This is a genomic window from Modestobacter roseus (genome assembly GCF_007994135.1).
GTDB lineage: Bacteria > Actinomycetota > Actinomycetes > Mycobacteriales > Geodermatophilaceae > Modestobacter > Modestobacter roseus.
This window is the reverse complement of the sequence record NZ_VLKF01000001.1, coordinates 1,823,642-1,847,382: the sequence shown is the minus strand read 5'-3', so window position 1 is coordinate 1,847,382 and position 23,741 is coordinate 1,823,642. Positions and strand designations below refer to the sequence as shown.

Annotated in this window: 22 protein-coding genes; 14 read left to right on the top strand and 8 right to left on the bottom strand. The window is 74.1% G+C overall.

Annotated elements, in window-relative coordinates; all coding sequences use genetic code 11:
* Positions 1-13: 13 nt before the first annotated feature.
* The 8 genes from JD78_RS08835 to JD78_RS08800 all read left to right on the top strand — a co-directional run bounded on the left by JD78_RS08835 (position 14) and on the right by JD78_RS08800 (position 13,357).
* The gene (locus JD78_RS08835) at positions 14-2,050 is read left to right on the top strand and encodes a bifunctional aldolase/short-chain dehydrogenase (RefSeq protein ID WP_153358886.1); all 2,037 of its coding nucleotides are present in this window, start codon (positions 14-16) and stop codon (positions 2,048-2,050) included.
* Positions 2,047-3,519 carry a rhamnulokinase gene (locus JD78_RS08830; protein WP_228395047.1) on the top strand — a complete coding sequence of 491 codons (1,473 nt, stop codon included), beginning with the start codon at positions 2,047-2,049 and terminating at the stop codon, positions 3,517-3,519. Before JD78_RS08835 ends, JD78_RS08830 begins: the two co-directional genes overlap by 4 nt.
* A gap of 257 nt (positions 3,520-3,776) precedes the next feature.
* Positions 3,777-5,276 (top strand): ABC transporter substrate-binding protein, encoded by a 1,500-nt coding sequence (locus tag JD78_RS08825; protein ID WP_153358888.1) that lies wholly within the window; start codon positions 3,777-3,779, stop codon positions 5,274-5,276.
* Positions 5,277-5,363: 87 nt separating this feature from the next.
* Positions 5,364-6,305 carry an ABC transporter permease gene (locus JD78_RS08820; protein ID WP_153358890.1) on the top strand — a complete coding sequence of 314 codons (942 nt, stop codon included), beginning with the start codon at positions 5,364-5,366 and terminating at the stop codon, positions 6,303-6,305.
* Positions 6,302-8,116 (top strand): dipeptide/oligopeptide/nickel ABC transporter permease/ATP-binding protein, encoded by a 1,815-nt coding sequence (locus JD78_RS08815; RefSeq protein WP_208104056.1) that lies wholly within the window; start codon positions 6,302-6,304, stop codon positions 8,114-8,116. The genes JD78_RS08820 and JD78_RS08815 overlap by 4 nt, the downstream gene beginning before the upstream one ends.
* Positions 8,113-8,994 carry an ATP-binding cassette domain-containing protein gene (locus JD78_RS08810; protein ID WP_208104055.1) on the top strand — a complete coding sequence of 294 codons (882 nt, stop codon included), beginning with the start codon at positions 8,113-8,115 and terminating at the stop codon, positions 8,992-8,994. Before JD78_RS08815 ends, JD78_RS08810 begins: the two co-directional genes overlap by 4 nt.
* Positions 8,995-9,044: 50 nt before the next feature.
* Positions 9,045-11,612, top strand: coding sequence for an alpha-L-rhamnosidase (locus JD78_RS08805; RefSeq protein ID WP_208104054.1), 2,568 nt, complete (start codon positions 9,045-9,047; stop codon positions 11,610-11,612).
* 59 nt (positions 11,613-11,671) lie between these two features.
* The gene (locus tag JD78_RS08800) at positions 11,672-13,357 is read left to right on the top strand and encodes a sulfatase family protein (RefSeq protein WP_166521094.1); all 1,686 of its coding nucleotides are present in this window, start codon (positions 11,672-11,674) and stop codon (positions 13,355-13,357) included.
* A gap of 54 nt (positions 13,358-13,411) precedes the next feature.
* Here JD78_RS08800 and JD78_RS21740 read toward each other — a convergent pair whose 3' ends face one another.
* From JD78_RS21740 to JD78_RS08775, 5 genes are all read right to left on the bottom strand, one after another.
* A complete protein-coding gene (locus JD78_RS21740) occupies positions 13,412-13,744 on the bottom strand; it encodes a hypothetical protein (RefSeq protein ID WP_208104053.1) in 333 nt (110 codons plus the stop codon).
* Positions 13,741-14,136: a DUF1622 domain-containing protein gene (locus tag JD78_RS08790; protein ID WP_153358898.1), complete on the bottom strand. Its 396-nt coding sequence runs from the start codon at positions 14,134-14,136 to the stop codon at positions 13,741-13,743. The genes JD78_RS21740 and JD78_RS08790 overlap by 4 nt, the downstream gene beginning before the upstream one ends.
* A gap of 45 nt (positions 14,137-14,181) precedes the next feature.
* Complete coding sequence (locus JD78_RS08785; protein ID WP_153358900.1) at positions 14,182-14,640, bottom strand: nuclear transport factor 2 family protein; 459 nt, start codon at positions 14,638-14,640, stop codon at positions 14,182-14,184.
* Between the two features lie 67 nt (positions 14,641-14,707).
* On the bottom strand, positions 14,708-15,022 hold the full coding sequence (locus JD78_RS08780; RefSeq protein WP_153358902.1) for a hypothetical protein: 315 nt from the start codon (positions 15,020-15,022) through the stop codon (positions 14,708-14,710).
* Positions 15,019-15,924 carry an alpha/beta fold hydrolase gene (locus JD78_RS08775; protein ID WP_153358905.1) on the bottom strand — a complete coding sequence of 302 codons (906 nt, stop codon included), beginning with the start codon at positions 15,922-15,924 and terminating at the stop codon, positions 15,019-15,021. The genes JD78_RS08780 and JD78_RS08775 overlap by 4 nt, the downstream gene beginning before the upstream one ends.
* 166 nt (positions 15,925-16,090) lie before the next feature.
* Here JD78_RS08775 and fabG point away from each other — a divergent pair, with 166 nt between their 5' ends.
* The 4 genes from fabG (at position 16,091) to JD78_RS08755 (ending at position 19,344) form a co-directional block, all read left to right on the top strand.
* On the top strand, positions 16,091-16,795 hold the full coding sequence (gene fabG / locus JD78_RS08770) for a 3-oxoacyl-ACP reductase FabG (RefSeq protein ID WP_153358907.1): 705 nt from the start codon (positions 16,091-16,093) through the stop codon (positions 16,793-16,795).
* A 2-nt stretch (positions 16,796-16,797) separates the two neighbouring features.
* The gene (gene fabI / locus JD78_RS08765) at positions 16,798-17,577 is read left to right on the top strand and encodes an enoyl-ACP reductase FabI (RefSeq protein WP_153358909.1); all 780 of its coding nucleotides are present in this window, start codon (positions 16,798-16,800) and stop codon (positions 17,575-17,577) included.
* 11 nt (positions 17,578-17,588) lie between these two features.
* Positions 17,589-18,767 carry a ferrochelatase gene (locus JD78_RS08760; protein WP_228395049.1) on the top strand — a complete coding sequence of 393 codons (1,179 nt, stop codon included), beginning with the start codon at positions 17,589-17,591 and terminating at the stop codon, positions 18,765-18,767.
* Between the two features lie 88 nt (positions 18,768-18,855).
* A complete protein-coding gene (locus JD78_RS08755; protein WP_208104052.1) occupies positions 18,856-19,344 on the top strand; it encodes a GNAT family N-acetyltransferase in 489 nt (162 codons plus the stop codon).
* 4 nt (positions 19,345-19,348) lie between these two features.
* Here JD78_RS08755 and JD78_RS08750 read toward each other — a convergent pair whose 3' ends face one another.
* Complete coding sequence (locus tag JD78_RS08750; RefSeq protein WP_153358911.1) at positions 19,349-20,086, bottom strand: hypothetical protein; 738 nt, start codon at positions 20,084-20,086, stop codon at positions 19,349-19,351.
* Positions 20,087-20,187: 101 nt separating this feature from the next.
* Between JD78_RS08750 and JD78_RS08745 the strand changes: the two genes are divergently transcribed.
* Both JD78_RS08745 and JD78_RS08740 read left to right on the top strand, forming a co-directional pair.
* Positions 20,188-20,619, top strand: a complete 432-nt coding sequence (locus JD78_RS08745; protein ID WP_153358913.1) for an NfeD family protein — start codon at positions 20,188-20,190, stop codon at positions 20,617-20,619.
* A gap of 103 nt (positions 20,620-20,722) precedes the next feature.
* The gene (locus JD78_RS08740) at positions 20,723-21,961 is read left to right on the top strand and encodes an SPFH domain-containing protein (protein ID WP_153358915.1); all 1,239 of its coding nucleotides are present in this window, start codon (positions 20,723-20,725) and stop codon (positions 21,959-21,961) included.
* Between the two features lie 143 nt (positions 21,962-22,104).
* On the opposite strand, the gene JD78_RS08735 is transcribed toward JD78_RS08740, so the two are convergent.
* Entirely contained in the window at positions 22,105-23,148 is a 1,044-nt protein-coding gene (locus tag JD78_RS08735; RefSeq protein WP_166521093.1) for an RNA polymerase sigma factor SigF, read from the bottom strand.
* Positions 23,145-23,675: an ATP-binding protein gene (locus JD78_RS08730; RefSeq protein WP_153358917.1), complete on the bottom strand. Its 531-nt coding sequence runs from the start codon at positions 23,673-23,675 to the stop codon at positions 23,145-23,147. Before JD78_RS08730 ends, JD78_RS08735 begins: the two co-directional genes overlap by 4 nt.
* Positions 23,676-23,741: the final 66 nt, after the last annotated feature.

The following is a 23,741-nucleotide window of genomic DNA, read 5'->3' as shown; positions in this document are numbered from 1 at the left end:
GGAGGACGACGAGATGACGAACCCCGTGGTCAGTGACCTGCTCGCCCGCTCGAACCGCCTCGGCGCGGACCCGCGGAACACCAACTACGCCGGCGGCAACACCTCCGCAGTCGGCACCGACATCGACCCGGTGACCGGGCAGCCGGTCGAGCTGCTCTGGGTGAAGGGCTCCGGCGGTGACCTCGGCACGCTGCAGGAGGGCGGCCTGGCCGTGCTCCGGCTGGACCGGCTGCGTTCGCTGGTCGCGGTCTACCCCGGCGTCGACCGCGAGGACGAGATGGTCGCCGCGTTCGACCACTGCGCGTTCGGCCGGGGCGGCGCTGCGCCGTCCATCGACACCGCGATGCACGGGCTGGTCCGCGCCGCGCACGTCGACCACCTGCACCCCGACTCCGGCATCGCGCTGGCCACCGCCGCCGACGGTGAGGCGCTGACCCGGGAGTGCTTCGGCGACCGCGTGGTCTGGGTGCCGTGGCGCCGTCCCGGCTTCCAGCTCGGCCTGGACATCGCGGAGATCGCGGAGCAGAACCCGCAGGCCATCGGGGCCGTCCTGGGCGGCCACGGCATCACCGCCTGGGCCGACACCAGCGAGGAGTGCGAGGCCAACTCGCTGGAGATCATCCGGACGGCGGAGCAGTTCCTCGCCGAGCGCGGCCGCCCGCAGCCCTTCGGTGCGCCGCTGCCCGGCTACGAGGCGCTGCCGGAAGCCGAGCGCCGGGCCAAGGCGGCCGCGCTGTTCCCCGTCGTGCGCGGGCTGGCGAGCACCGACAAGCCGCAGGTCGGGCACCTCACCGACTCCGACGTCGTGCTGGACTTCCTGGCGTCGGCCGAGCACCCGCGGCTGGCCGCGCTGGGCACCTCCTGCCCCGACCACTTCCTGCGCACCAAGGTCCGCCCACTGGTGGTCGACCTGCCGGCGTCCGCGCCGGTCGAGGACGTCGTCGCCCGGCTGCGGGAGCTGCACGAGGCCTACCGCGCCGACTACGCGGCCTACTACGAGCGGCACGCGAGCCCGGACTCCCCACCGATGCGCGGGGCGGACCCGGCGATCGTGCTCGTGCCCGGCGTCGGCATGTTCAGCTTCGGCGCGAACAAGCAGACCGCCCGCGTGGCGGGGGAGTTCTACGTCAACGCGATCAACGTGATGCGCGGTGCCGAGGCGGTCTCCACCTACGCGCCGATAGACGAGAGCGAGAAGTTCCGGATCGAGTACTGGGCGCTGGAGGAGGCCAAGCTCGCCCGGATGCCGAAGCCCGAGCCGCTGGCCACCCGGGTCGCGCTGGTCACCGGTGCGGCGAGCGGGATCGGCAAGGCGATCGCCCAGCGGCTGGCCGCCGAGGGCGCGTGCGTCGTCGTCGCCGACCTGGACCTGGGCAAGGCCACCGAGGCCGCGGCGGAGATCGGCTCGGCCGACGTCGCGGTGGGCGTGGCGGCCGACGTCAGCGACGCCGAGGCGGTGGCCGCGGCGTTCCGGGCGGCCGTGCTCGCCTTCGGCGGGGTCGACCTGGTGGTCAACAACGCCGGGCTGTCGATCTCCAAGCCGCTCCTGGAGACCACCGAGGCCGACTGGGACCTGCAGCACGACGTGATGGCCAAGGGCTCGTTCCTGGTCTCCCGCGAGGCGGCCCGGATCATGATCGAGCAGGGCATGGGCGGCGACGTCGTCTACATCTCCAGCAAGAACGCGGTCTTCGCCGGCCCGAGCAACATCGCCTACTCCTCGACCAAGGCCGACCAGGCCCACCAGGTGCGGCTGCTGGCGGCCGAGCTCGGCGAGCACCAGATCCGGGTCAACGGCATCAACCCCGACGGCGTCGTCCGTGGCTCGGGGATCTTCGCCGGTGGCTGGGGCGCCAAGCGGGCCGCGGTCTACGGCGTCCCGGAGGAGGAGCTGGGCCAGTTCTACGCCCAGCGCACCCTGCTCAAGCGCGAGGTGCTGCCCGACCACGTCGCCGACGCCGTCTTCGCGCTGACCGGCGGCGAGCTCACCCGGACGACGGGGCTGCACGTCCCGGTCGACTCCGGCGTGGCCGCCGCCTTCCTGCGGTGACCGCGGGCGAGCTGACCCTGGCCGCCGTCGACCTGGGCGCCTCCAGCGGCCGGGTCATGGTCGCGCGGGTCGCGCCCGGGCAGCTGGACCTGCGCGAGGTGCACCGGTTCCCCAACCGGCCGGTGCGCGCCGCGGGCACGCTGCACTGGGACGTCCTCGGCCTCTACGCAGGGGTGCTGGACGGGCTGCGCGCCGCGGGCAGGCTGGACGGCGTGGGCATCGACAGCTGGGCGGTCGACATCGGCCTGCTCGACGCCGACGGCGAGCTGTTGGGCAACCCGGTGCACTACCGGGACGCCCGGCACGCCACGGCGGTGCCGACCGTGCACGCGGTTGCCGGCCCGGGGGAGCTGTACCGGGTCAACGGCCTGCAGCACCTGCCGTTCAACACGGTGTTCCAGCTGGCCGCGATGCGCCGGCGGGCCGGGTTCGGGCGAGCTCGGCACGCGCTGCTGGTCCCTGATCTGCTGGCGTACTGGCTCACCGGCTCGGTCGGCGCCGAGGTCACCAACGCCTCGACGACGGGGCTGCTGGACAGCACGACGGGGGAGTGGGCCTGGGGGCTGATCGACCGGCTGGAGCTCCCCCGCCACCTCTTCCCGCCGCTCGTGCGCCCGGGGGACCGGATCGGCGAGCTCTCCCCCGAGGTGTTGGCCGAGACCGGGCTGACCGGGCCGGTGCCGGTGACCGCGGTCGGCTCGCACGACACCGCGTCGGCGGTCGTCGGCGTGCCCGCCCACGGCGCCCGGTTCGCCTACGTCTCCTGCGGCACGTGGTCGCTGGTCGGGGTCGAGCTGATCCGGCCGGTGCTCACCGACGCGAGCCGGGTCGCCGGGTTCACCAACGAGCTCGGCGTCGACGGCACGGTCCGGTACCTGCGCAACGTGATGGGACTGTGGCTGCTGCAGGAGTCGCTGCGCACCTGGGCCGCCGCCGGGCTGCCCGCCGACCTGGCGGAGCTGTTGGCCGCGGCCGCGCAGGTGCCCGCCTTCACCGCCGTCGTCGACCCGGACGACGCACGCTTCCTGCCGCCGGGAGACGTGCCGGCCCGGATCGCCGAGGTCTGCGCCGAGACCGGGCAGGCGCCGCCGTCGAGCCAGGCCGAGACCGTGCGCTGCATCCTGGACAGTCTCGCGTTGGCCCACCGGCGCACCGTGCGACAGGCGGTGCGGCTGACCGGCCGCGACGTCGACGTGGTCCACGTGGTGGGTGGTGGCGCGCGGAACACCCTGCTCTGCCAGCTGACCGCCGACGCCTGCGGGCTGCCGGTGGTCGCCGGCCCCGTCGAGGCGGCGGCGCTGGGCAACGTGCTGGTGCAGGCCCGTGCCGCGGGCGTGCTGGCCGGGGGGCTGCCCGAGCTGCGGGCACTGTTGCGGGAGACCCAGGCGACCCGGACCTACCGCCCCACCGGTGACCCGGCCGGCTGGGACGCGGCCGAACGCCGCGTGCACGGTGCGGTGGACGACTGAGCCCGGTGCGGCGCGGCACTGGAACGTACCAAGAGGTGACTGCTCGATCACGAGTCAGCAACGAAGCCGAACGGGATTGCGCACTGTGGTCGCGGACACATAAGCTGCGTCAAGAGTTTTGAACGTTTCACAACGAAGTGTGGACACGACTCGTGGAGGTGCGGCCAGTGGCCCGCGTGCAGTTCTCGACCCATCCGACGCCGGGCGGATCACCGACGGCTTCACCGTGGCGACGCCGGTGCCGGCGCGGTGCCCTCGTGGCCGCCACGGCGGCGGTCGCCGTTGCCGTGGCCGGGTGCACCAGCGCCGGCACCTCCTCAGGGGGCGGTGACGGCGGGGAGGGGGCGCGCACGCTGACGCTGGCCCTGGACACGCCGCCGACCTCGTTCGACCCGGCCGCGCTGGTCGGGGGGAGCGCCGCCGGCCTCCCGTGGCAGGCGGTCTACGACACCCTGCTGAAGCTGGACGCCGACAGCGAGGCGGTGCCCAACGCCGCCGAGGACTTCGAGCTCAGTGAGGACAACACCTCCCTGACCATGACCCTGCGCGAGGGCATGACCTTCACCGACGGCAGCCCGGTCGACGCCGAGGCGGCCAAGGCGAGCATCGAGTACGTCCGGGACGGTGGCGGGGCTGCCGCCGCCCGGTTGCAGGGGATGACGGTGGAGGTGGTCGACGACCTGACGCTGACCGTCACCTCCGCGACGCCGCAGCCGCTGCTCCCGTTCCTGATGACCCAGAGCCAGGGGGCGCTCGCCGCGCCGGCGTCCCTGGGGGCGCCCGACGCCGCGACCGCCCCGGTCGGCTCGGGGCCCTACGTCTACGACGCGGCGAACTCGACCAGTGGTGACACCTGGGCGTTCACCCGCAACGAGGACTACTGGAACGCTGACGGCTACCCGTACGACACGGTGCGGATGCGGCTGATGGACGACGTCACCGCGCGGCTCAACGCCCTGCGGTCCGGGCAGGTCAACGCGGCGCCGATCACCGCCACCACGGTCGCGGAGGCCGAGGCCGCCGGGCTGGGCCTGGTCCAGAGCGATGCGCTGTGGGCCGGACTCCACATCGCCGACCGGGACGGCAGCACCGTCCCGGCGCTGGCCGACCCGCGGGTGCGCCAGGCGATGAACATGGTGTTCGACCGTCCGGCGATCCTGCAGGCCCTGTACCAGGGGCAGGGTGAGGTGACCGAGCAGATCTTCCGTCCGGACGGCGACGCCTTCGTGCCGGAGCTGGCCGACCGCTACCCGTTCGACGTCGAGGCGGCCCGGGCCCTGATGGCCGAGGCCGGGTACGCCGACGGCTTCGACCTGCCCTACCCCGACATCGCCCGGTTCGGCTTCGCCACGCCGATCGTCGTGCAGCAGCTGGGCGAGATCGGCATCCGGGTCAACCTGGTCAGCGTCCCGCCGCAGCAGGTCGTCCCCGCGATCCTGGGCAACGAGTTCCCGGTGTTCTACTTCGCGCTGCCGGCGATCACCCCGCCCTTCGACGTCGAGCAGAGCTTGCGGCCCCAGTCCAACTGGAACACCGACCGCACCGAGGACCCGGAGCTCTCCGCACTGATCGCGGCGGCGGACCAGGCCACCGGTGACGACGCGGCCGAGGCCTACCAGGCGGTCAACGAGTGGGTCGTCGAGAACGCGTGGTTCGCTCCGTGGGCCCTGGTGACCAGCACCTGGGCCACCACCGACGGCACGACGGCTGAGCCGGTCGTCGGCAGCTCGACGCCGTACCTGCACACCTTCCGGTGACCCGGTCGCTGCGGCGGTGCCCCTGGGGGCGCCGCCGCAGCGCCGCGGTGCCGCTGCCGATCGACGTCCCCGACAGCCGGAGCTGGCATGTTCAAGTACCTCGGGCGCAAGCTGCTCGCCGGCGTCGTCCTGACCCTCGTGGTGACGGCGCTGGTCTTCTGCGCCATCTTCGCCAACGGCACCGAGATCGCCCGGCAGGTCCTCGGCGCGGACGCCACCCCGGAGCAGGTCGCCGACCGGGTGGCCGCGCTGGGGCTGGACCAGCCGGTGGTCCTGCAGTACCTCGAGTGGCTGGGCGACGCCCTCACCGGTGACCTGGGCACCAGCTACTACACCGGTGAGCCCGTGCTCGACCTGCTGCTCACCCGGATCCCGGTGACCCTGGCTCTGGTGCTCATCGCGATGCTGCTCACCGCCGGCCTCAGCGTGCTGATGGGCGTGGCCGCCGCGGTGCGGGGCGGTTGGGTCGACCGGTTCCTGCAGGTCGCCGGTGTGCTCGGCACGGCCGTGCCCGGGTTCATCGTGGCGATCGCCCTGGTGTTCCTCTTCGCCATCTGGCTTGGGGTCTTCCCCGCGACCGGTTACGTCTCGCCCGACCAGAGCGTGGGCGGGTGGGCCTCGTCGCTCGTGCTCCCGGTGACCGCCGTGCTGGTCGGTGCGGTCGCCCAGTCCGCCCAGCAGTTCCGCGGCGCGATGATCGACGTGATGGGCCAGGACTTCGTCCGCACCCTCCGGGCCCGCGGCATCCCGGAGCGGATGGTCGTCTTCCGGCACGCGCTGCGCAGCGCGGGCAGTCCGGGGCTGACGATCCTCTCGCTGCAGGTCATCCAGCTGATGGGTGGCGTCGTGGTGATCGAGCGCATCTTCGCGCTGCCCGGCATGGGCCTGCTGTCGCAGACGTCGGCCCTGCAACGCGACATCCCCACGGTGATGGGGGTCGTCCTCTTCTTCGTCCTGGTCGTCGTCGTCGTCAACACGGCGGTCGACGTGGTCAACGGCTGGATCAACCCGCGAGCGAGGGTGTCATGAGCACGGTCCCGGTCCTGGAACCCCAGGAGACCGCCCCCGCCGAGCCGACCCCGCGGGGACTGCTGCGCCGCGTGCTGACCAACCCCGTCGGCCTGGTCTGCTCGGTGGTCCTCCTGCTGGTCGTGCTGGCCGGCCTGCTCGCCCCCTGGCTGGCGCCGTTCGACCCGAACGCCAGCCGGCTGGAGCTGACCAACGCCCCGCCGTTCACCAGCGACTTCCTGCTCGGCGGTGACCAGTCCGGGCGCGACGTGCTCTCCCGCCTGCTGGTCGCGACGACGGGGACCCTGCAGGCGATCTCGGTCGTGCTCTTGGTCTCCCTGCTGCTGGGGGTGACCGGTGGGCTGCTCGCCGGCTACTTCGGCGGCAAGGTGGACGCGGTCGCCAACTGGGTGTCCGACATCGTCCTGGCCGCGCCGGGACTGGTCCTGCTCATCGCGCTGTACACCGTGATCGGCCCGTCGATCCTGCTCGCCATGGCCGCCTTCGGGGTGCTCGTGGCGCCGGGCTTCTTCCGGCTGGTCCGCTCGCTGGTCCGCAACGTCCGCAAGGAGCTGTACGTCGACGCGGCGCAGGTGGCCGGGCTCTCCGACACCCGGATCATCTCGCGCCACGTCCTGCGCGCCGTCCGCGGGCCGATCGTCGTGCAGAGCGCCTTCGTGCTGGCCATCGGCATCTCCATCCAGGCGATGCTGGAGTTCCTGGGCCTGGGCAGCCCGGGGGAGCCGTCCTGGGGCGGCATGCTCGAGGCCGCCTTCAACAACATCTACGTGGCCCGGTCCAACGTGCTCTGGCCCGCGCTGCTGATCGGCGTCACCACGATCGCTCTGGTCCTGCTGGGCAACGTGCTGCGCGACACGCTGCAGGCGTCCGCCTCCCGCCCCGGACCGCTGCCCGAGGACGTCGTCCGGCGGCTGCGCGCCGCCCGCCAGACGCCCCCGGCCGCCCCGGGCCCGGACGCGCAGACGGCAGCCGGCCCCGCGGCACCCGCACCGCTGCTGCAGGTCCGCGGCCTGGTCGTCGGTTACCCGGACTCGGCCACCTCGGTGCGCGAGGTGGTGCACGGGGTGGACCTGGCGGTCGAGCGTGGCGAGGTGCACGGGCTGGTGGGGGAGTCCGGCTCGGGCAAGTCCCAGATCGCCTACTCGATCCTCGGCATCCTGCCGCGGGAGGCGGTGGTCCTGGCCGGGCGGATCGAGTTCGCCGGACGGGACCTCGTCGGTGACCCCGCCGCGCTGCGGGACGCCCGGGGCAGGCGCATCGGCTACGTGCCGCAGGAGCCGATGACCAACCTCGACCCGACGTTCACCATCGGCCAGCAGCTCACCCACGGCCTCCGGGCGGTCACCGACGTCAGCCGGCGGCAGGCGAAGGAGGAGCTGGTGGCCCTGCTGGACCGGGTCGGCATCCGGGACCCGCGTGGCGCCTTCGACCTGTACCCGCACCAGGTGTCCGGGGGCATGGCCCAGCGGGTGCTCATCGCCGGCGCCCTGGCCGGTGAGCCGGAGCTGATCATCGCCGACGAGCCGACGACGGCGCTGGACGTGACCGTGCAGGCCGACGTCCTCGAGCTGCTGCGGGAACTGCAACGGGAACGGGACCTCGGGATGGTGCTGGTGACCCACAACCTGGGCGTCGTCGCGGACATCTGCGACCGGGTGAGCGTGATGAAGGAGGGGCGGATCGTGGAGACCAGGCCCGTGCGGGAGCTGTTCGCGGCTCCGGAGCACGAGTACACGCAGATGCTGCTGGGCTCCACGCTCGACCGCGGCCAGCTGCGTGCGCCCCTGGCGCCGGCGACGGGCGGCCGGTGAACGCCGGGCCCGCTCCCGGCGCGGGAGCCGAACCCCTGCTGTCCGTGCGCGACCTGCACGTGAGCTACCCGGTGCGCGGGTTCCGCCGCCCGCCGGCGCAGGTCATCAAGGGCGTGTCGCTCGACGTGGCCCGCGGCGAGACCGTGGGGCTGGTGGGTGAGTCCGGCTCGGGCAAGACCACGCTGGGCCGGGCCGTCCTCGGGCTCGCCCCGGTCTCCGCGGGGCAGGTGCTGTTCGAGGGCAGGGACATCGGTCGGCTCAGCCGCGCCCAGCGGCGCTCGATGGCGCGGGACGTGCAGGTGGTCTTCCAGGACCCGTACTCCTCGCTCAACCCGGCGATGACGATCGAGGACGTGCTGTCCGAGCCGTTGCTGGCCAACGGGGTCAGGACGGGCCGGGAGACGGTGCGTGAGCTGCTGGACGCGGTGCACCTGCCCGCCGACGCCGGCTCCCGGCTGGCCCGGGAGTTCTCCGGTGGCCAGCGGCAGCGGATCGCGATCGCCCGGGCCCTGGCGCTGTCGCCCAAGCTGATCATCTGCGACGAGCCGACCAGCGCGCTGGACCTGTCGACCCAGGCACGCATCCTCGACCTGCTGCTGGAGATCCAGCAGCGGACGGAGGTCTCCTACCTCTTCATCACCCACGACCTGGCGGTGGTCCGGGCGGTGAGCCACCGCATCGCGGTGCTCTGGCACGGCGAGCTGGTGGAGGTCGGAACCGCCGCCCAGGTCTCCGACGCACCGCACCACCCGTACACCCAGCGGCTGCAGATGGCGGCTCCGGTGGCCGACCCGGTGCGGCAGGCCGCCCGCCGCGACGAGCGGCGGCGCCTGCTCCAGCAGGACGACTGGCCGGCGCTGGACCAGGCCGCCCCGTGACGGCGGGGCAGCAGCACCCGGGAGCGGACGGCGCCGTGGAGGTGTCGGCCGTGCGGTTCGAGCACCACCGCGACGCGCTCGGGGTGGGGGAGCGGCGACCGCGACTGTCCTGGCAGGTGGTCCGTGCGCCCGACGGGTGGGTGCAGGCCGGGTACGAGCTGCGCGTCGTCGACCAGGCGGGCCGGGCCACGATCGATCGGGTCGACTCGGCCGAATCGGTCCTGGTGCCGTGGCCGGGCGCACCGCTCGACTCCCGCGAGGCGCGGTCGGTGCAGGTGCGCGTGACGGGGGCCGACGGCGGCGTCTCGGGCTGGAGTGACCCGGTGCGGGTGGAGACCGGGTTGCTGGACCCCGCCGACTGGTCGGCCCGGCTGATCACCTCACCGTTCGACGCCGAGGGTGGCGCCCCGCTGTTCCGCCGGGGGTTCACCCTGCCGGGACCGGTGGAGTCCGCCCGTCTGCACATCACGTCCCACGGGGTGCACGAGGCCGAGCTCAACGGGGTCCGGGTCGCCGACGAGACGCTGGCGCCCGGCTGGACCAGCTACGGCACGCGGCTGCGCTACCGGACGCACGACGTCACCTCCCTGCTCCGGGCCGGGGACAACGTGATCGGGGCGACGGTCGCCGACGGGTGGTACCGCGGCCGGCTGACCCCCCACCCCGGCCGCCGGGCCGTGTACGGCGACCGGCTGGGGCTGCTCGCGCAGTTGGAGGTGACGCTGGCCGGCGGACGGAGCGTCGTCGTGGCGACCGACGGGACCTGGTCGACGGCGCCCGGGCCGGTGCGCGCGGCCGACCTCTACGAGGGGGAGTGGCACGACGCCACCGCGGAGCGCGCCGGCTGGTCGAGCCCGGGCGGGGACGACGACGGCTGGGTGCCGTGCGGGGTGGGCGTCCGCGACCCGGCGACCCTGGTGGCGCCCGAGGGGCCGCCGGTGCGCGCAGTCGCGGAGCTGCCGGTCGCCGAGGTGCTGCGCTCGCCGTCCGGTGCGCTGTTGCTCGACTTCGGGCAGAACGTCGCCGGCCGACTGCGGATCCGGGTGACCGGACCGGCCGGCACGCGGGTGCAGCTGCGGCACGCGGAGGTGCTGGAGGACGGCGAGCTGGGGGTACGGCCGCTGAACACCGCGCGCGCCACCGACACCTACGTGCTGCGCGGTGGCGGCGAGGAGGTGTGGGAGCCCCGGTTCACCCTGCACGGGTTCCGCTACGCCGAGGTGCAGGGCTGGCCGGGGGCGTTCGACCCGACGGCCGTCACCGCGGTCGTCCACTCCAGCGACCTGGCCCGCACCGGCTGGTTCAGCTGTTCGGACCCGCTGCTCGACCGGTTGCACGAGAACGTCGTGTGGAGCATGCGCGGCAACTTCGTCGACGTCCCCACCGACTGCCCCCAGCGGGACGAGCGGCTGGGCTGGACCGGCGACGTCCAGGTCTTCGCCCCGACGGCCGCCCACCTCCACGACTGTGCCGGACTGCTCACCTCCTGGCTGCAGGACCTCGCCGCGGACCAGGAGCCGGACGGCACGGTGCCGGTGTTCGTCCCGTACGTCGAGCTCGAGCCGGGCAGCTTCCTGGCCAAGTACGCGCGTGCCCAGGCGGGCTGGGGCGACGCCGCGGTGATCGTCCCCTGGGTGCTCTACCAGCGGTTCGATGACCTGGCGGTGCTGCGGCGGCAGTACGGCAGCATGTGCCGCTGGGTCGACGGGGTCACCGTCCGGCTGGGCGACCAGCTGCTGTGGGACCTGCCCGAGCAGCAGCTCGGCGACTGGCTGGACCCCACCGCGCCGCCGGACCGGCCCGCGCTGGCCGCCACCGACACGGTGCTGGTCGCCACCGCGTACCGGGCGCACAGCGCCCGCCTGCTGGCCCGGATCGCCGGGCTGCTGGGGGAGCGCGACGACGCCGCCCGCTACGGCGACCTCGCCGACCGGGTCACCGGCGCGTGGCAGCGGGAGTTCGTCGGCGCGGATGGTGAGGTGGCGGGCGACACGCAGACCGGGCACGCCCTGGCCCTGATCTTCGGCCTCCTCCCCGACCCGGTTCACCGAGAGCGGGCAGGGGAGCGGCTGGTCGGGGTCGTCCGGGAGCGGCGCCACCGGATCGCCACGGGGTTCCTCGGCACGCCCCTGGTGCTGGACGCCCTCACCGAGGCCGGTGCCCTCGAGGACGCCTACGCCCTGCTGCGGCAGACCGAGTGCCCGTCCTGGCTCTACCCGGTGACGATGGGGGCGACCACCATCTGGGAGCGGTGGGACAGCATGCTGCCCGACGGCCGGATCAACCCGGGCACCATGACCTCCTTCAACCACTACGCCCTCGGTGCGGTGGCCGACTGGGTGCACCGGGTGCTGGGCGGCCTGGCGCCCGCGTCCCCGGGCTACCGGCACCTGGAGGTGCATCCGCGGCCGGGTGGCGGCATCACCTGGGCGCGCACCGGGCACGAGACGCCGTACGGGCTGGCGGAGGTCGCCTGGCGCATCGACGACGGCGTGCTCGGGGTGGAGGTCCTCGTCCCGGTGGGCTGCTCGGCGCGGGTCACCCTCCCCGTGGCCGGCTGGGCGCCGGTCGTCGTGGGCCCCGGTCGGCACGGCTTCCGGGTCGACCACCCCGGATGAGCTGGTCCGACCTGTCAGGGCGGGACGAGACCACCATCCTCCCGACCACTGGAGCACGCATGCCGGACCGTCCGAACGTCCTGCTGGTCCTGGTCGACGAGCTGCGCCACCAGGCGCTCGGCAGCACCGGCGACCCCAACGCCCGGACCCCGGCGCTGGACGCGCTGGCCGCCGAGAGCGTGGTGTACGACCAAGCCGTCTCCGGCCACCCGATCTGCTGCCCGGCGCGCGCCAGCATCATGACCGGGCAGTACTCGCCGACGCACGGGGTGGTCGTCAACGACGTCCCGGTGCGCACCGCAGGGCCCACTCTCGCGGGCACCTTCGCGGAGGCCGGGTACGCCACCGGGTACATCGGCAAGTGGCACCTGTACGGCAGTCCGCAGGGCCTGTGCGAGCGGCGCGAGGACTTCGTCCCGCCCGAGGCGCGCCTCGGCTACCAGTACTGGGCGGCGGGGGAGTGCACCCACGAGTACAACTCCTCGACCTACTACCAGGGCGACGACCCCACCCCGCGGCAGTGGGCGGGGTACGACGCGTTCGCCCAGACCGAGCACGCCTGCGGGTACCTCCGGGACCGGGTCGATCGATCCGAGCCGTTCTTCCTGACCGTGGCCTACGGGCCACCGCACTTCCCCTACCGAGGGGTGCCCGAGCGGTACAAGGCGATGTACCGGGACGCCGAACTCGAGGTGCGGCCGAACGTGCCCGACGATCTCCGGGAGGCGGCTCTCGCGGAGCTGCGCGGCTACCACGCACAGATCGCCGCCGTCGACGACTGCGTCGCGGAGCTGCTCAGCTGCCTGGCGCGCACCGGCCTGGCCGACGACACGATCGTCGTCTTCACCTCCGACCACGGCGACATGGCCGGCTCGCAGGGGCTCGAGCACAAGCTCTGCCCCTGGGAGGAGGCCGTGCGGGTCCCACTGTTCGTCCGGTTCCCCGACCGCCGGCGCACCGGCACGGACTCAGCGCTGGTGAACTCGCCCGACCTGATGCCCACCCTGCTCGGCCTGGCCGGGGTGCCGGTGCCCGCCGGCCTGCAGGGCATCGACTTCTCCTCGCCGGCCGCTGACCGGCCGGCGACCGCGCTGCTGACCGCTCCCATCCCGTTCTCCACCATGCGGTCGCACGGGTTCGCCGCGTACCGCGGCGTCCGGAACGCCCGTTACGTCTACGTGCGCAGCTCCGCCGGACCGTGGTTGCTGTACGACCTGGAGACAGATCCCTTTCAGCTGAGCAACCGGTGCGGCGACCCGGCGTACGCGGACGTGCAGGCGTGGGCCGAGGAGGAGCTCGACGCGTGGCTGCAGCGCACGGGCGACGACTTCCCGTCCGGCGACCGCCTGCTGGAGGTCCACGAGGTGGCCCACTACTACGAGGTGAACGAGCCACTCGGGGTGGTGGACAGCCCGTGGGGCGACTGGGCCGCCACCGACCGCCGCGGCGAGCGCTGGAGCGTCGACGCGTCGATGGCCGACCTCGCTGCCGACGCGACGGCGAGGGAGGTCGTGGACCGCCACTGCGCGGGGCTCCTCGACCTGTGGGAGGCCGACCGAGCCGGGGTGTTCGCCGGTGTGCCGCCCATCGTGGGCGCACGACGGTCGCACTCACCGCGCACCATCTCCCTGGTCCGGCCCGACCTGGTGCCCCCGGGTGAGCTGCCGCGGCTGGACGAGGCGCTGGCCGGGGTGGCGAGGACACGCCCGCCGACGATCAGGTCGTTGCTGGGCATCCTGTCCTGACCACGCGGTGGCCCCGCGTGGGTGCCTCCGAGGTGGCGGGCGGCGGTGGTCAGGTCAGGTGCGCCACTGCGGCCGGAGCAGCCGGGCCAGCCGGCCCGCCGACGGTCGGTGGCCGGGACGCGCGGGCCCGGGCCGCCAGGACCGCGCACCCACCCGCAGCCCGGCGCCGGCGAGGTGGCGCAGCGCGACGATGGCCGCCGCCGTCGCGATGCCCTGCCAGTCCGGGTCGCCGGCGAGGCGGAGCAGCCCGGCGGCGAGCAGCAGGTCCAGCAGCACCCCCAGGGCCAGTGCCGGGCGGTGGGTGACGGCGAGGGTGAGCGCACCGGTGACGAGGGCGAGCGCCGAGAGCAGCTGCGCCGCCGGGAGGGTCACCGCGGTCAGGCTCACGTGGCCCGTTCCCGCCGGTCGCCGTCGGGGGAACCGTCCGACTCCTCGTGCCGCTCGGCGACCTGCTGTCGCTCCTCGGCGATCTCCTTGCCGAGGAACCAGTTCAGCGCGGTCCGGATGGTCGCCACGATGGCGAGCTTGCCGAGCTCCTCGAAACTGGGCGCGACCGCCGTCCGGAGCACGTCACTGGCCAGCTGGAACTCCAGTCCGAGCAGCAGGAAGCGGCCCAGCGTGAGCCGGACCGACACGAACGACCGGTCGTCGCGCTGACGCACCGCGACCCAGACGAACCGTCCGAACGCCCAGAGCGCGCCGACGATGATCACGAGGGCGGCGCAGGCCTCGACGATGACGACCAGCACGTTGACGGCGTCCGCGAGCAGTTCTTCCACGGACCGGCCCGTACCCGGGCGACCGGCGGGCACGCCCTCGGGTGGTCAGCGCAACGGGATCTCCACACCGCGCTCGGCGTCGGTGCGCGGGCCGGTCCAGCGACGGTCGTCGACGCTGATCGCGACGTCGTTGATGCTCGCCTCCCGGCGGCGCATCAGCCCGTGCGCGTCGAACTCCCAGTTCTCGTTGCCGTGGCTGCGCCACCACTGCCCGGACGCGTCGTGCCACTCGTACTGGAACCGGACGGCGATCCGGTCGTCGGTGAAGGCCCACAGCGACTTGCGCAGCACGTAGTCCAGTTCCCGCGCCCACTTGTCGGTGAGGAAGGTGACGATCTCCGCGCGGCCGGTGAGGAACGTGTCGCGGTTCCGCCACTGCGAGTCCTCCGTGTAGGCCAGCGACACCCGCTCCGGGTCCCGGGAGTTCCACGCGTCCTCGGCGGCCTGCACCTTCTGCAGCGCGGTCTCCCGGGTGAACGGCGGGAGCGGTGGGCGGTCGGTCACGGGGCCTCCTGCGGGTCGGGCTCGGTAGTCGGTCGGGCCGGCCCATCGTGGCCGACGGCGGGCCGGCTCACCACCGGCCGGCAGTCCCCGCGGCGGTCAGCGCCCGGTCGACCGGCGTCGAGCCGCGTAGCGGCACCCGGCGTCCGGCCAGCTCCGCGACCGTCAGGTGGTCCAGCAGCAGCTCCACACCGGAGGGCGACAGCGCGGTCACCGAGCCCGCGTCGATGGCGTCCACCCGCACCGGTTCCCGGCCGTAGCGGGCGACGAAGTCGGCGACGGCGGCCACGTCGACCTGCCCGGCCAGGCACAGCAGCCGCCCGCCCGAGGTGTTCAGCAGACGCACCACGCCCCGGGCCCCGGTCGGCCCGCCCGGTGCGCTCACGCGTCGGCCGGGTGGGGGCCGGCGGTCCGCCGCACCAGGGCCAGCACTGCGCCGACGACGACGTCCGGGTGGGTCAGCGGCAGCATGTGCGACCCGTCGGGCACCTCCACCAGCTCCGCCCGGGGTGTCCGCTCGACCAGCCGTTCCGCGTCGGCGCGGGAGACCTCGCGGTCGTGCGACCCGTGCACCACCGTCACCGGTGCGGAGACCTCCGGAGCCGGCTGCTGCCCGTCGTTGCCGAGGCTGGCGAGGACGGTCCGGACCATCGCGCGTGGGCGGGTGGCCAGGAAGTCCCGCCGCACCAGTGCCACCTGGTGCTCCGGTGCGCCGGGGGCCACGGCGTACCAGCGGGTCAGCCGGTCGGTGAGCCGCGGCCACCGGCGCAGCCGGCGGGCCAGCACGAAGGCTGCTCCGGCGACGCCGAGCCAGCAGCCGCGCAGCACCCGCGCCAGGAGCCCGGCACCGCGGGCGGCCGGCACCCCCGGCACGGTGACGGCGGAGGCGCCCGACCCGGCGAACACGATGCCGGACAGCGCGTCGTCGCCGTCCCTGGCGACGTACCGCAGCACGATCGCGCCACCGAAGCTGTGCGCCAGGGCGGTGACCGGCTCGCCGTCGGTCCGGACGGCGGCGAGGACCGCGGCCAGGTCGGCGGCGTGGGCGTCCAGCCCGTACGAGCCGTCCCGCGCCGGGTCGCTGTCGCCGTGGCCCCGCAGGCCGTAGGTGACCACCCGGCAGGACCCGGCCAGCCGCTCGGGCACCTCGCCCCAGGAGCTGGTGGACATGCCCATCCCGTGGACGAGCACCACGAGGGGGGTGTGTGCCGTTCCCCGGGTGGTGACGGAGAGCCGGGTGCCGTCCGGCGAGCGGACGTCGGTCGGGCGGGTCTCCTGAGCGGGCATCCGCACTTCGTGCCCGGCGGGGCGGGCGGTCAACCCTCGGCGCTGGGCTCTCGGCCCCCGAGGACCGGTCTCCGAGCACCGACTAGGTTGAGCCCGACGCGAGTCGCGTGGATGCGGGGCGAGTGGACGCAGGGCAGTGCAGGCAGCGATCGGCGAGGTGGGTCACGTGGGCAGGTCGGTGCTGGTCACCGGGGGGAACCGGGGGATCGGGCTGGCCATCGCCCGCTCCTTCGCCGAGCAGGGCGACTCGGTGGCGATCACCCACCGCGGCAGCGGTGCTCCCGAGGGGCTGTTCGGCGTCGAGTGCGACGTCACCGACACCGCGGCGGTCGACCGCGCGTTCACCGAGGTCGAGGAGCGCCAGGGCCCGGTCGAGGTGCTGGTCAGCAACGCCGGCATCACCCGCGACGGGCTGCTGCTGCGGATGGGCGAGGACGCGTTCACCGACGTCGTCGACGCCAACCTCACCGCCGCCTACCGGGTGGCCAAGCGCGCGGCGTCGAAGATGGTGCGCGCGCGCACCGGCCGGATGGTGTTCATCAGCTCGGTGGTCGGCCTGTCCGGCTCGGCCGGCCAGGTGAACTACGCGGCGAGCAAGGCCGGGCTGGTCGGGCTCGCCCGCTCGATCGCCCGGGAGCTGGGCAGCCGCAACATCACCGCGAACGTGGTGGCGCCGGGGTTCGTCGCCACCGACATGACCGCGGAGCTGCCGGAGGCGCGCCAGCAGGAGATCCTCGGGCAGGTGCCGCTGGGTCGGCTCGCCGAGGCAGACGAGATCGCCGGCGTCGTCCGCTTCCTCGCGAGCGACGCGGCTGGGTACATCACCGGGGCGGTCGTCCCGGTCGACGGTGGACTGGGGATGGGTCACTAGACATGGGAATCCTTGAGGGCAAGAAGATCCTGATCGCCGGCGTGCTGACGGAGGCGTCGATCGCCTTCTCCGCGGCGCGGATCGCGCAGGAGCAGGGCGCGACCGTCGTCCTGTCGAACTTCGGGCGGGCGTTCTCGCTGTGCCAGCGGATCGCCAAGCGGCTGCCGCAGGAGGCGCCGGTCGTCGAGCTCGACGTGACGAACACCGAGCACCTGGACACCCTGGCCGAGCGGCTGCGGGAGCACCTGGGCGGTGACGACGCGCGGCTCGACGGCGTCGTCCACTCCATCGGCTTCGCGCCGCAGGAGGCGATGGGGGAGGGGTTCCCCGAGGTCGGCTGGGAGCACGCCGCGACCGCCTTCCAGGTGTCCGCCTGGTCGCTGGCCTCGCTGACCCAGGCCTGCCGGCCGCTGTTCGGCGAGACCGCCTCCGTCGTCGGCCTGACGTTCGACGCGACCGTCGCCTGGCCGGTCTACGGCTGGATGGGCGCGGCGAAGGCCGCGCTCGAGTCGACCTCCCGCTACCTGGCGCGTGAGCTCGGGCCCGAGGGGGTGCGGGTGAACCTGGTGGCCGCCGGGCCGCTGCGCACCATGGCGATGAAGTCGATCCCGGGCAGCAACCAGTTCGAGGAGGCCTGGGAGCAGCGCGCCCCGCTGGGCTGGTCGGTCACCGACACCGACCCCGCGGGGAAGGCCGTCGCCGCCCTGCTGTCGGACTGGTTCCCGGCCACCACCGGGGAGATCGTGCACGTGGACGGCGGCTTCCACGCCGTAGGCGTGTGATGGACATGGCCATGCAGTCGGCGTCTGACCTCTCCCGCCCGGCGCACCCGATGCCGGAGGGTGCGTCGATCACCCCGGCCGGTCAGCAGCCGAACGAGGAGCCCTCGCTCGCCGTCCGCAACAACGGCGGTGTCGCGCCGTCCACGGCGCCCGCGCCGGCCGGCCGCCGGGACGCGGTGCTGGTGCTCGGCTTCGGCGGCCCGGAGGGCCCCGCCGACGTCATGCCCTTCCTGGAGAACGTGACGCGGGGCCGGGGGATCCCCCGGGAGCGGCTGGAGGCCGTCGCCGAGCACTACCACCACTTCGGCGGCGTCAGCCCGATCAACGAGCAGAACGAGGCGCTGATCGCGGCCCTGGAGGCCGAGCTCGAGACCGCCGGCATCGACCTGCCGGTGTACTGGGGCAACCGCAACTGGGCGCCCTACGTCGAGGACGCCTGGCGCCAGATGGCCGACGACGGCATCGAGCACGCCTACGTCCTCGCGACGTCGGCCTACGCCTCGTTCTCCGGCTGCCGGCAGTACCACGAGGACGTCGCCCGGGCCCGGGTCGCGCTGGAGTCCGACCCGGGCGCGCCGGCCGGGCCCACCGCGGAGAAGCTGCCGCACTACTTCGACGCCCCGGGCTTCGTGCAGGCCAACGCCGACGCGCTGGCCGTCGCACTGGGGCAGCTGCCCGCCGAGCTCCGCGACGGTGCCCGGCTGGTGGCCACCGCGCACAGCATCCCGAACGCGATGGCCGACGTCGCCGGGCCGCAGGGGCACGCCTACGAGGCCGAGCTGCAGCGCGCGGCCCAGCTCGTCGTCGACGCCGCCGCGCCCGGCCGGTCCTTCGACCTGGTCTGGCAGAGCCGCAGTGGCCCGCCGTCGGTGCCGTGGCTGGAGCCCGACGTCAACGACCACCTGCGGGCGCTGGCGGAGAACGGCGAGCAGGCCGTCGTCGTCTTCCCGGTGGGCTTCATCAGCGACCACCTCGAGGTCATCTGGGACCTGGACAACGAGGCCAAGGAGACCGCCGAGGAGCTCGGCCTGGCCTTCGCCCGGGCGGCGACGGCGGGCACCCATGCGGCGTTCGTCCGGTCGCTGCGGGAGCTGCTCGCGGAGCGCCGCGCCGGTGGGGAGCCGCGCCTGGGCACCAACTGCCCGGCGTTCTGCTGCTTCGTGCAGCGCCCCGCCCGACCGGCCGCCTGACGGCGCTCGACATCGCGGGTTGAGGTTGATCATGGGGACGTCGCCCGGTGACACGCCGGCAGTCGGCGTGTCATCGGGCGAGTCGCCCATGATCACCGGCCGGCGCCGCTCACCGGTGACCGTCGACGCGGTGTCGGTGGGCGAGCCGGCGGTGCTGGCGCTGGTCTCGGCGCTGACGATCGAGCTCGCCGGCGGCGGGTACCTCGCCGAGGAGACGTTCGGCTACTCGCCGGAGCAGTTGGCGGCGTCCGGCGTCCACCTGGTCGGTGCCCGGGCCGACGGCGTGCTCGCCGGCATCGGCGGCGTCGAGCTGCAGGACGACGGCGTGGCCGAGCTGAAGCGGTTCTTCGTCCTGCCGGCGCACCGGGGCACGGGCGTCGCCGACGCACTGATGGCCGCGCTGGTCGACCACGCCAGCGCGCACGGCGTGCGCCTGCTGCGACTGGAGACCGGCGACGGCCAGCAGGCCGCGATCCGGTTCTACCGCCGGCACGGCTTCGCCGAGGTGCCGCGGTTCGGGCCCTACCTGGCCAGCGCGACGTCGGTCTGCATGGCGCGGCCGCTGCCCTCGCCCTGACCGGTCACCGCGGCACCCAGTTGTAGGCGGCGACGGTCGCCTCGCGGACGGCGGTGGCCAGCGGGCGCAGCGCCTCGTCCCGGGCGGCGGCCTGGGCGTGGGTGACCGCGGCCCCCGGGGCGTCGGCCATCGCCAGGTCGAGCACCTGCCGCAACCGCTGCGCCCGGCCGAGCACCGACACCGCCAGCGGGTCGTGGTCGGCCGGCAGCCCCGGGGCGCGCACGCCCTTGGAAAGCCCGGCCAGCAGCGACGGCACCTCCGGGTGCCAGCGGGCCAGGTCGAGGGAGGCCAGCGTGCGCGCCGCGTCGCCGACCGCGAGGTCCAGCGCTCCCGACGCCGCGCGCAGCGTCCCCTCGGCGGCGGGCGCGGCCGGCGGTGCGGCGCCCAGCGGCACGACCGTCCAGGCGACCATCTCGGTGCCCAGCTGCTCGGGCACCAGGGCGACCTGCGCGCCCACGGCCACCTGCCCCGACTCCAGCGCGAGGGCGGTCAGCGCCGGCACCGCGGGAACTCCCCGGGTGTCCCCGGGAGCCGGCAGCACCAGCTGCAACCGCTGCTCGCCGAGGCCCCGCAGCGCGCTCAGCGCCCAGCCCAGCGGCACCGCCTCGTCGGCGCCGGGCATCCCGGCGACGCGGTGGGCGGTGTCCCCGGTGACGGCGTCCAGCGCTTCGTCGTAGGAGGAGCGGCCGGTGAGCCAGGCGGTGGCCCAGACGGCGAGACGGCCGGCGGCGAGATCGTGCACGGTGACCGAGGCTACGACGCGGCCGGTGGCCGCTGCCCGGGCGGGCGGCGCGCGGCGCGCAACGCGCGACCGGGCACAGCGGGGCGTGCCAGACTGCGGACGTGCCCGCCTGGCTGCTCTGGTTGATCGCCTCCGGCCTGTTCGCGGCCGGTGAGGTCGCGAGCCTGGACCTGGTGCTGCTGATGTTCGCCGGCGGTGCCCTGGGTGGCATGACCGTGGCCCTGCTGGGCGGGGCGGTGTGGCTGCAGCTGGTGGCCTTCATCGTGGTGGCCGCCGGGCTGCTCGTGGTGGTCCGCCCGATCGCCAAGCGGCACCTGGTCGACCGCACCCCCGAGCAGATCGACGGGGTCGCCACCTACGTCGGCCGGGAGGCCGTGGTCAGCCAGCGCGTCGACAACACCGCGGGCCGGGTCCGGCTCGGCGACGACGAGTGGACGGCGCGCACCCAGCTGGACGGTGAGTCCTACGAGGTCGGCGCCGAGGTGCGGATCGTGCAGATCGAGGGCCCGATCGCCTACGTCAGCCACCTCTGAGGTCGCGATCGGGTGACGCGGCCCGGCGGGGGGTGACCCACCGTGCCGGACGAGGCAGTATCGCTGCTACGCACCGTCTCCCAGAAACGGAGCACCACCCATCGTGGATGCCGCCCTGATCGCCCTGATCGTGATCGCCGTGCTCGTCGTCTTCGTGGTGGCGAAGAGCGTCACGATCGTCCCCCAGGCCCAGGCGAAGGTGGTCGAGCGGCTCGGTCGTTACAGCCGCACGCTGTCGCCGGGGCTGGCGCTGCTCGTCCCGTTCGTCGACCGGGTCCGCGCCACCATCGACCTGCGTGAGCAGGTCATCTCCTTCCCACCGCAGCCGGTGATCACCGCCGACAACCTGCAGGTGGGCATCGACACCGTCGTCTACTTCCAGGTGACCGATCCGCGCCTGGCGGTGTACGGGATCGCCAACTACATCACCGGCATGGAGCAGCTGACCACCACGACCCTGCGCAACGTCGTCGGCGGGCTGAACCTCGAGGGCGCGCTCACCGGCCGGGACGGGATCAACTCCCAGCTGCGCACCGTGCTCGACGGCACCACCGGACCGTGGGGTCTGCGGGTGGCCCGGGTCGAGATCAAGGCGATCGACCCGCCGCCGTCCATCCAGGACTCCATGGAGAAGCAGATGCGCGCCGACCGCGACAAGCGCGCGGTCATCCTCACCGCCGAGGGGCAGCGGCAGTCGGCGATCACCACCGCCGAGGGCCAGAAGGCGGCGGCGATCCTGTCGGCGGAGGGCAAGAAGCAGGCCGCGATCCTCGACGCCGAGGCCGAGCGGCAGAGCCGGATCCTGCGCGCCGAGGGTGAGCGCGCGGCGCTGTTCCTGCAGGCGCAGGGCCAGGCGAAGAGCATCGAGACCGTCTTCCAGGCCATCCACGACGGCAAGCCCGACCAGGGCCTGCTCGCCTACCAGTACCTGCAGACGCTGCCGAAGATCGCCCAGGGCGACGCCAACAAGATGTGGATCGTGCCCAGCGAGTTCAGCAAGGCGCTGGAGGGCCTGTCCAAGCTGGGTGGCGGGTCGGACGACGGCGACGGGGCCCGCAGCTGGCTGGACGTCGACGCGTCCTCCGGCGCCCAGGGCGCGACCCAGCCACCGGCGTCGTCCCTGGACACCAGCAACTGGTTCGACTCGAACCTGCCGCCGGCCGCCGAGCAGCCCGAGGCCAAGATCTCGCTGTCGAGCATCGCCGACACCGCGGGGGAGACGACGCCGCAGATCCCGAAGCCCCCGCCGCTGTCCCAGGTCAAGCAGGACGTGCAGGAGAGCGGCCCGGCCGCCGACCCGCGCAACCGCACTGCGGACGACGACCCGCCGCAGCTGCCGTGACACGGCGATCCTGCCGGACCGCACCGCGGCCAGGGGGCGTGCCCCGGCGTCGCTGAGCCGTTGCGGCGCCCCGTGGCGGGGAGTCTCCGACCCCCGCGCCGCGGGGCGCCAGCCGCTCGCACGGCGTTCTGCGTGCCCCTTGCTCAGTCCTTGAGGAGGCCCTCGCGGAGCTTGGCCAGCGTCTGGGACAGCAGCCGCGAGACGTGCATCTGCGAGATGCCGATGTCCGCGGCGATCTGCGACTGGGTCATGTTCCCGAAGAACCGCAGGATCAGGATCCGGCGCTCGCGGGCCGGGATGGTGGCCAGCAGCGGCTGCAGCGACTCGCGGTACTCGACGCCCTCCAGTGCGGCGTCCTCCTCGCCCAGCGTCGCCGCCAGGGTGGGGGAGTCCTCCTCGCCGGAGAGCCGTTCGTCCAGCGAGCTGCTGCGGTACGCGTTGGCGACCGCGAGCCCCTCGAGGACCTCGGCCCGCGGGATGCCAAGGTGCTCGGCCAGCTCCGACGGGGTCGGTGCATGGCCGTTCTTCTGGGACAGCTCGCTGACCGCGGCGTTGAGCGACAGGTGCAGCTCCTGCAGCCGTCGCGGCACGCGCACCGACCAGCCCTGGTCGCGGAAGTGCCGCTTGATCTCCCCGGTGATGGTGGGCACCGCGAAGGAGAGGAACTCCACACCCCGGCCGGGATCGAAGCGGTCGATCGCGGCGATCAGCCCGAGGGTGCCCACCTGGAGCAGGTCGTCGAACGGCTCGCCGCGGTTGCTGAAGCGCCGGGCGAAGTGCCGGACCAGCGGCAGGTGCTCCTCGACCAGGATCTCCCGCAGCCGCTCCCGGCGCGGGTCGTCCTTCTCCAGGCCGGCCAGCTCGGCGAACAGCGGCGCGGTGCGCTCGGCCCGCTTGCGGTTCTCCGAGAGGGGCACCGGGTCCGCGGCCAGCTCGGCGCCGGCGGCGTCGGCCGTGCCGGGCTCGGCCGCGGTGCCGTCAGCCGGGACGGCGCTGGGGGCGTCGGCCGGGACGGCGCTGGGGCCCTCGGCCGGGACGGCGCTGGGGCCCTCGGCCGGGACGGCGGCGGGGGTGGTCACGTCGTCGCTCACCGCGGCGTCGTCGGCCGGGATGCGCGGGCGGGCCGGGGCACCGGCGTCGAGGACGTCATCGGTGGCCGGCTGGTCCGTGGCAGCCGACCGGGTCACCGTGCGACCGAGACGTCGTGGTCGGTGGGGCTCGCGTCGCTGAGGACCGGGTCACCGAGCACGTCGGCAGCCAGGGTCGCCGCGCTGTACCGGCGCAACTTCTTGACCATCGTGATGCAGGCCGCCGGCGTGGACGCCCCGTCGCCGGCGGTGACCGTCGCCTGGTCGCTCGGCCCGGCGTCGACCGTGTCGACCAGCGTGTGCAGCACGGCCCAGCCGAAGCCGTCCCGCGGGACGTCGACACCGGCCGCCGTCGGCACCCAGGCGTCGATGCGCAGGTGCTCGCGGGTGGCCTCGAAGACCACCGTCAGCGGGGAGTCGCCGAGTGCGATCGCCGCGAGGGTGGCGCACGCCTCGTCGACGGCCAGCCGCAGGTCCTCCACGGCGTCGAGGTCGAAGTCCATCCGCATCGCCAGGTCCCCGGTCATCGCGCGCACCGCGGGCAGCTGCGTCGGGGAGGTCGGAACACGCAGTTCCAACCGTTCGGCCCGCCGCTCACCCGTGGCGGCGCCCGTCGTGTCGACCATGCGTCGTCTGCTCCTTCGTCGTCCGCACGCCCCCGGCCGGGAGCGTGGCGGTCCATCCGGTGCACC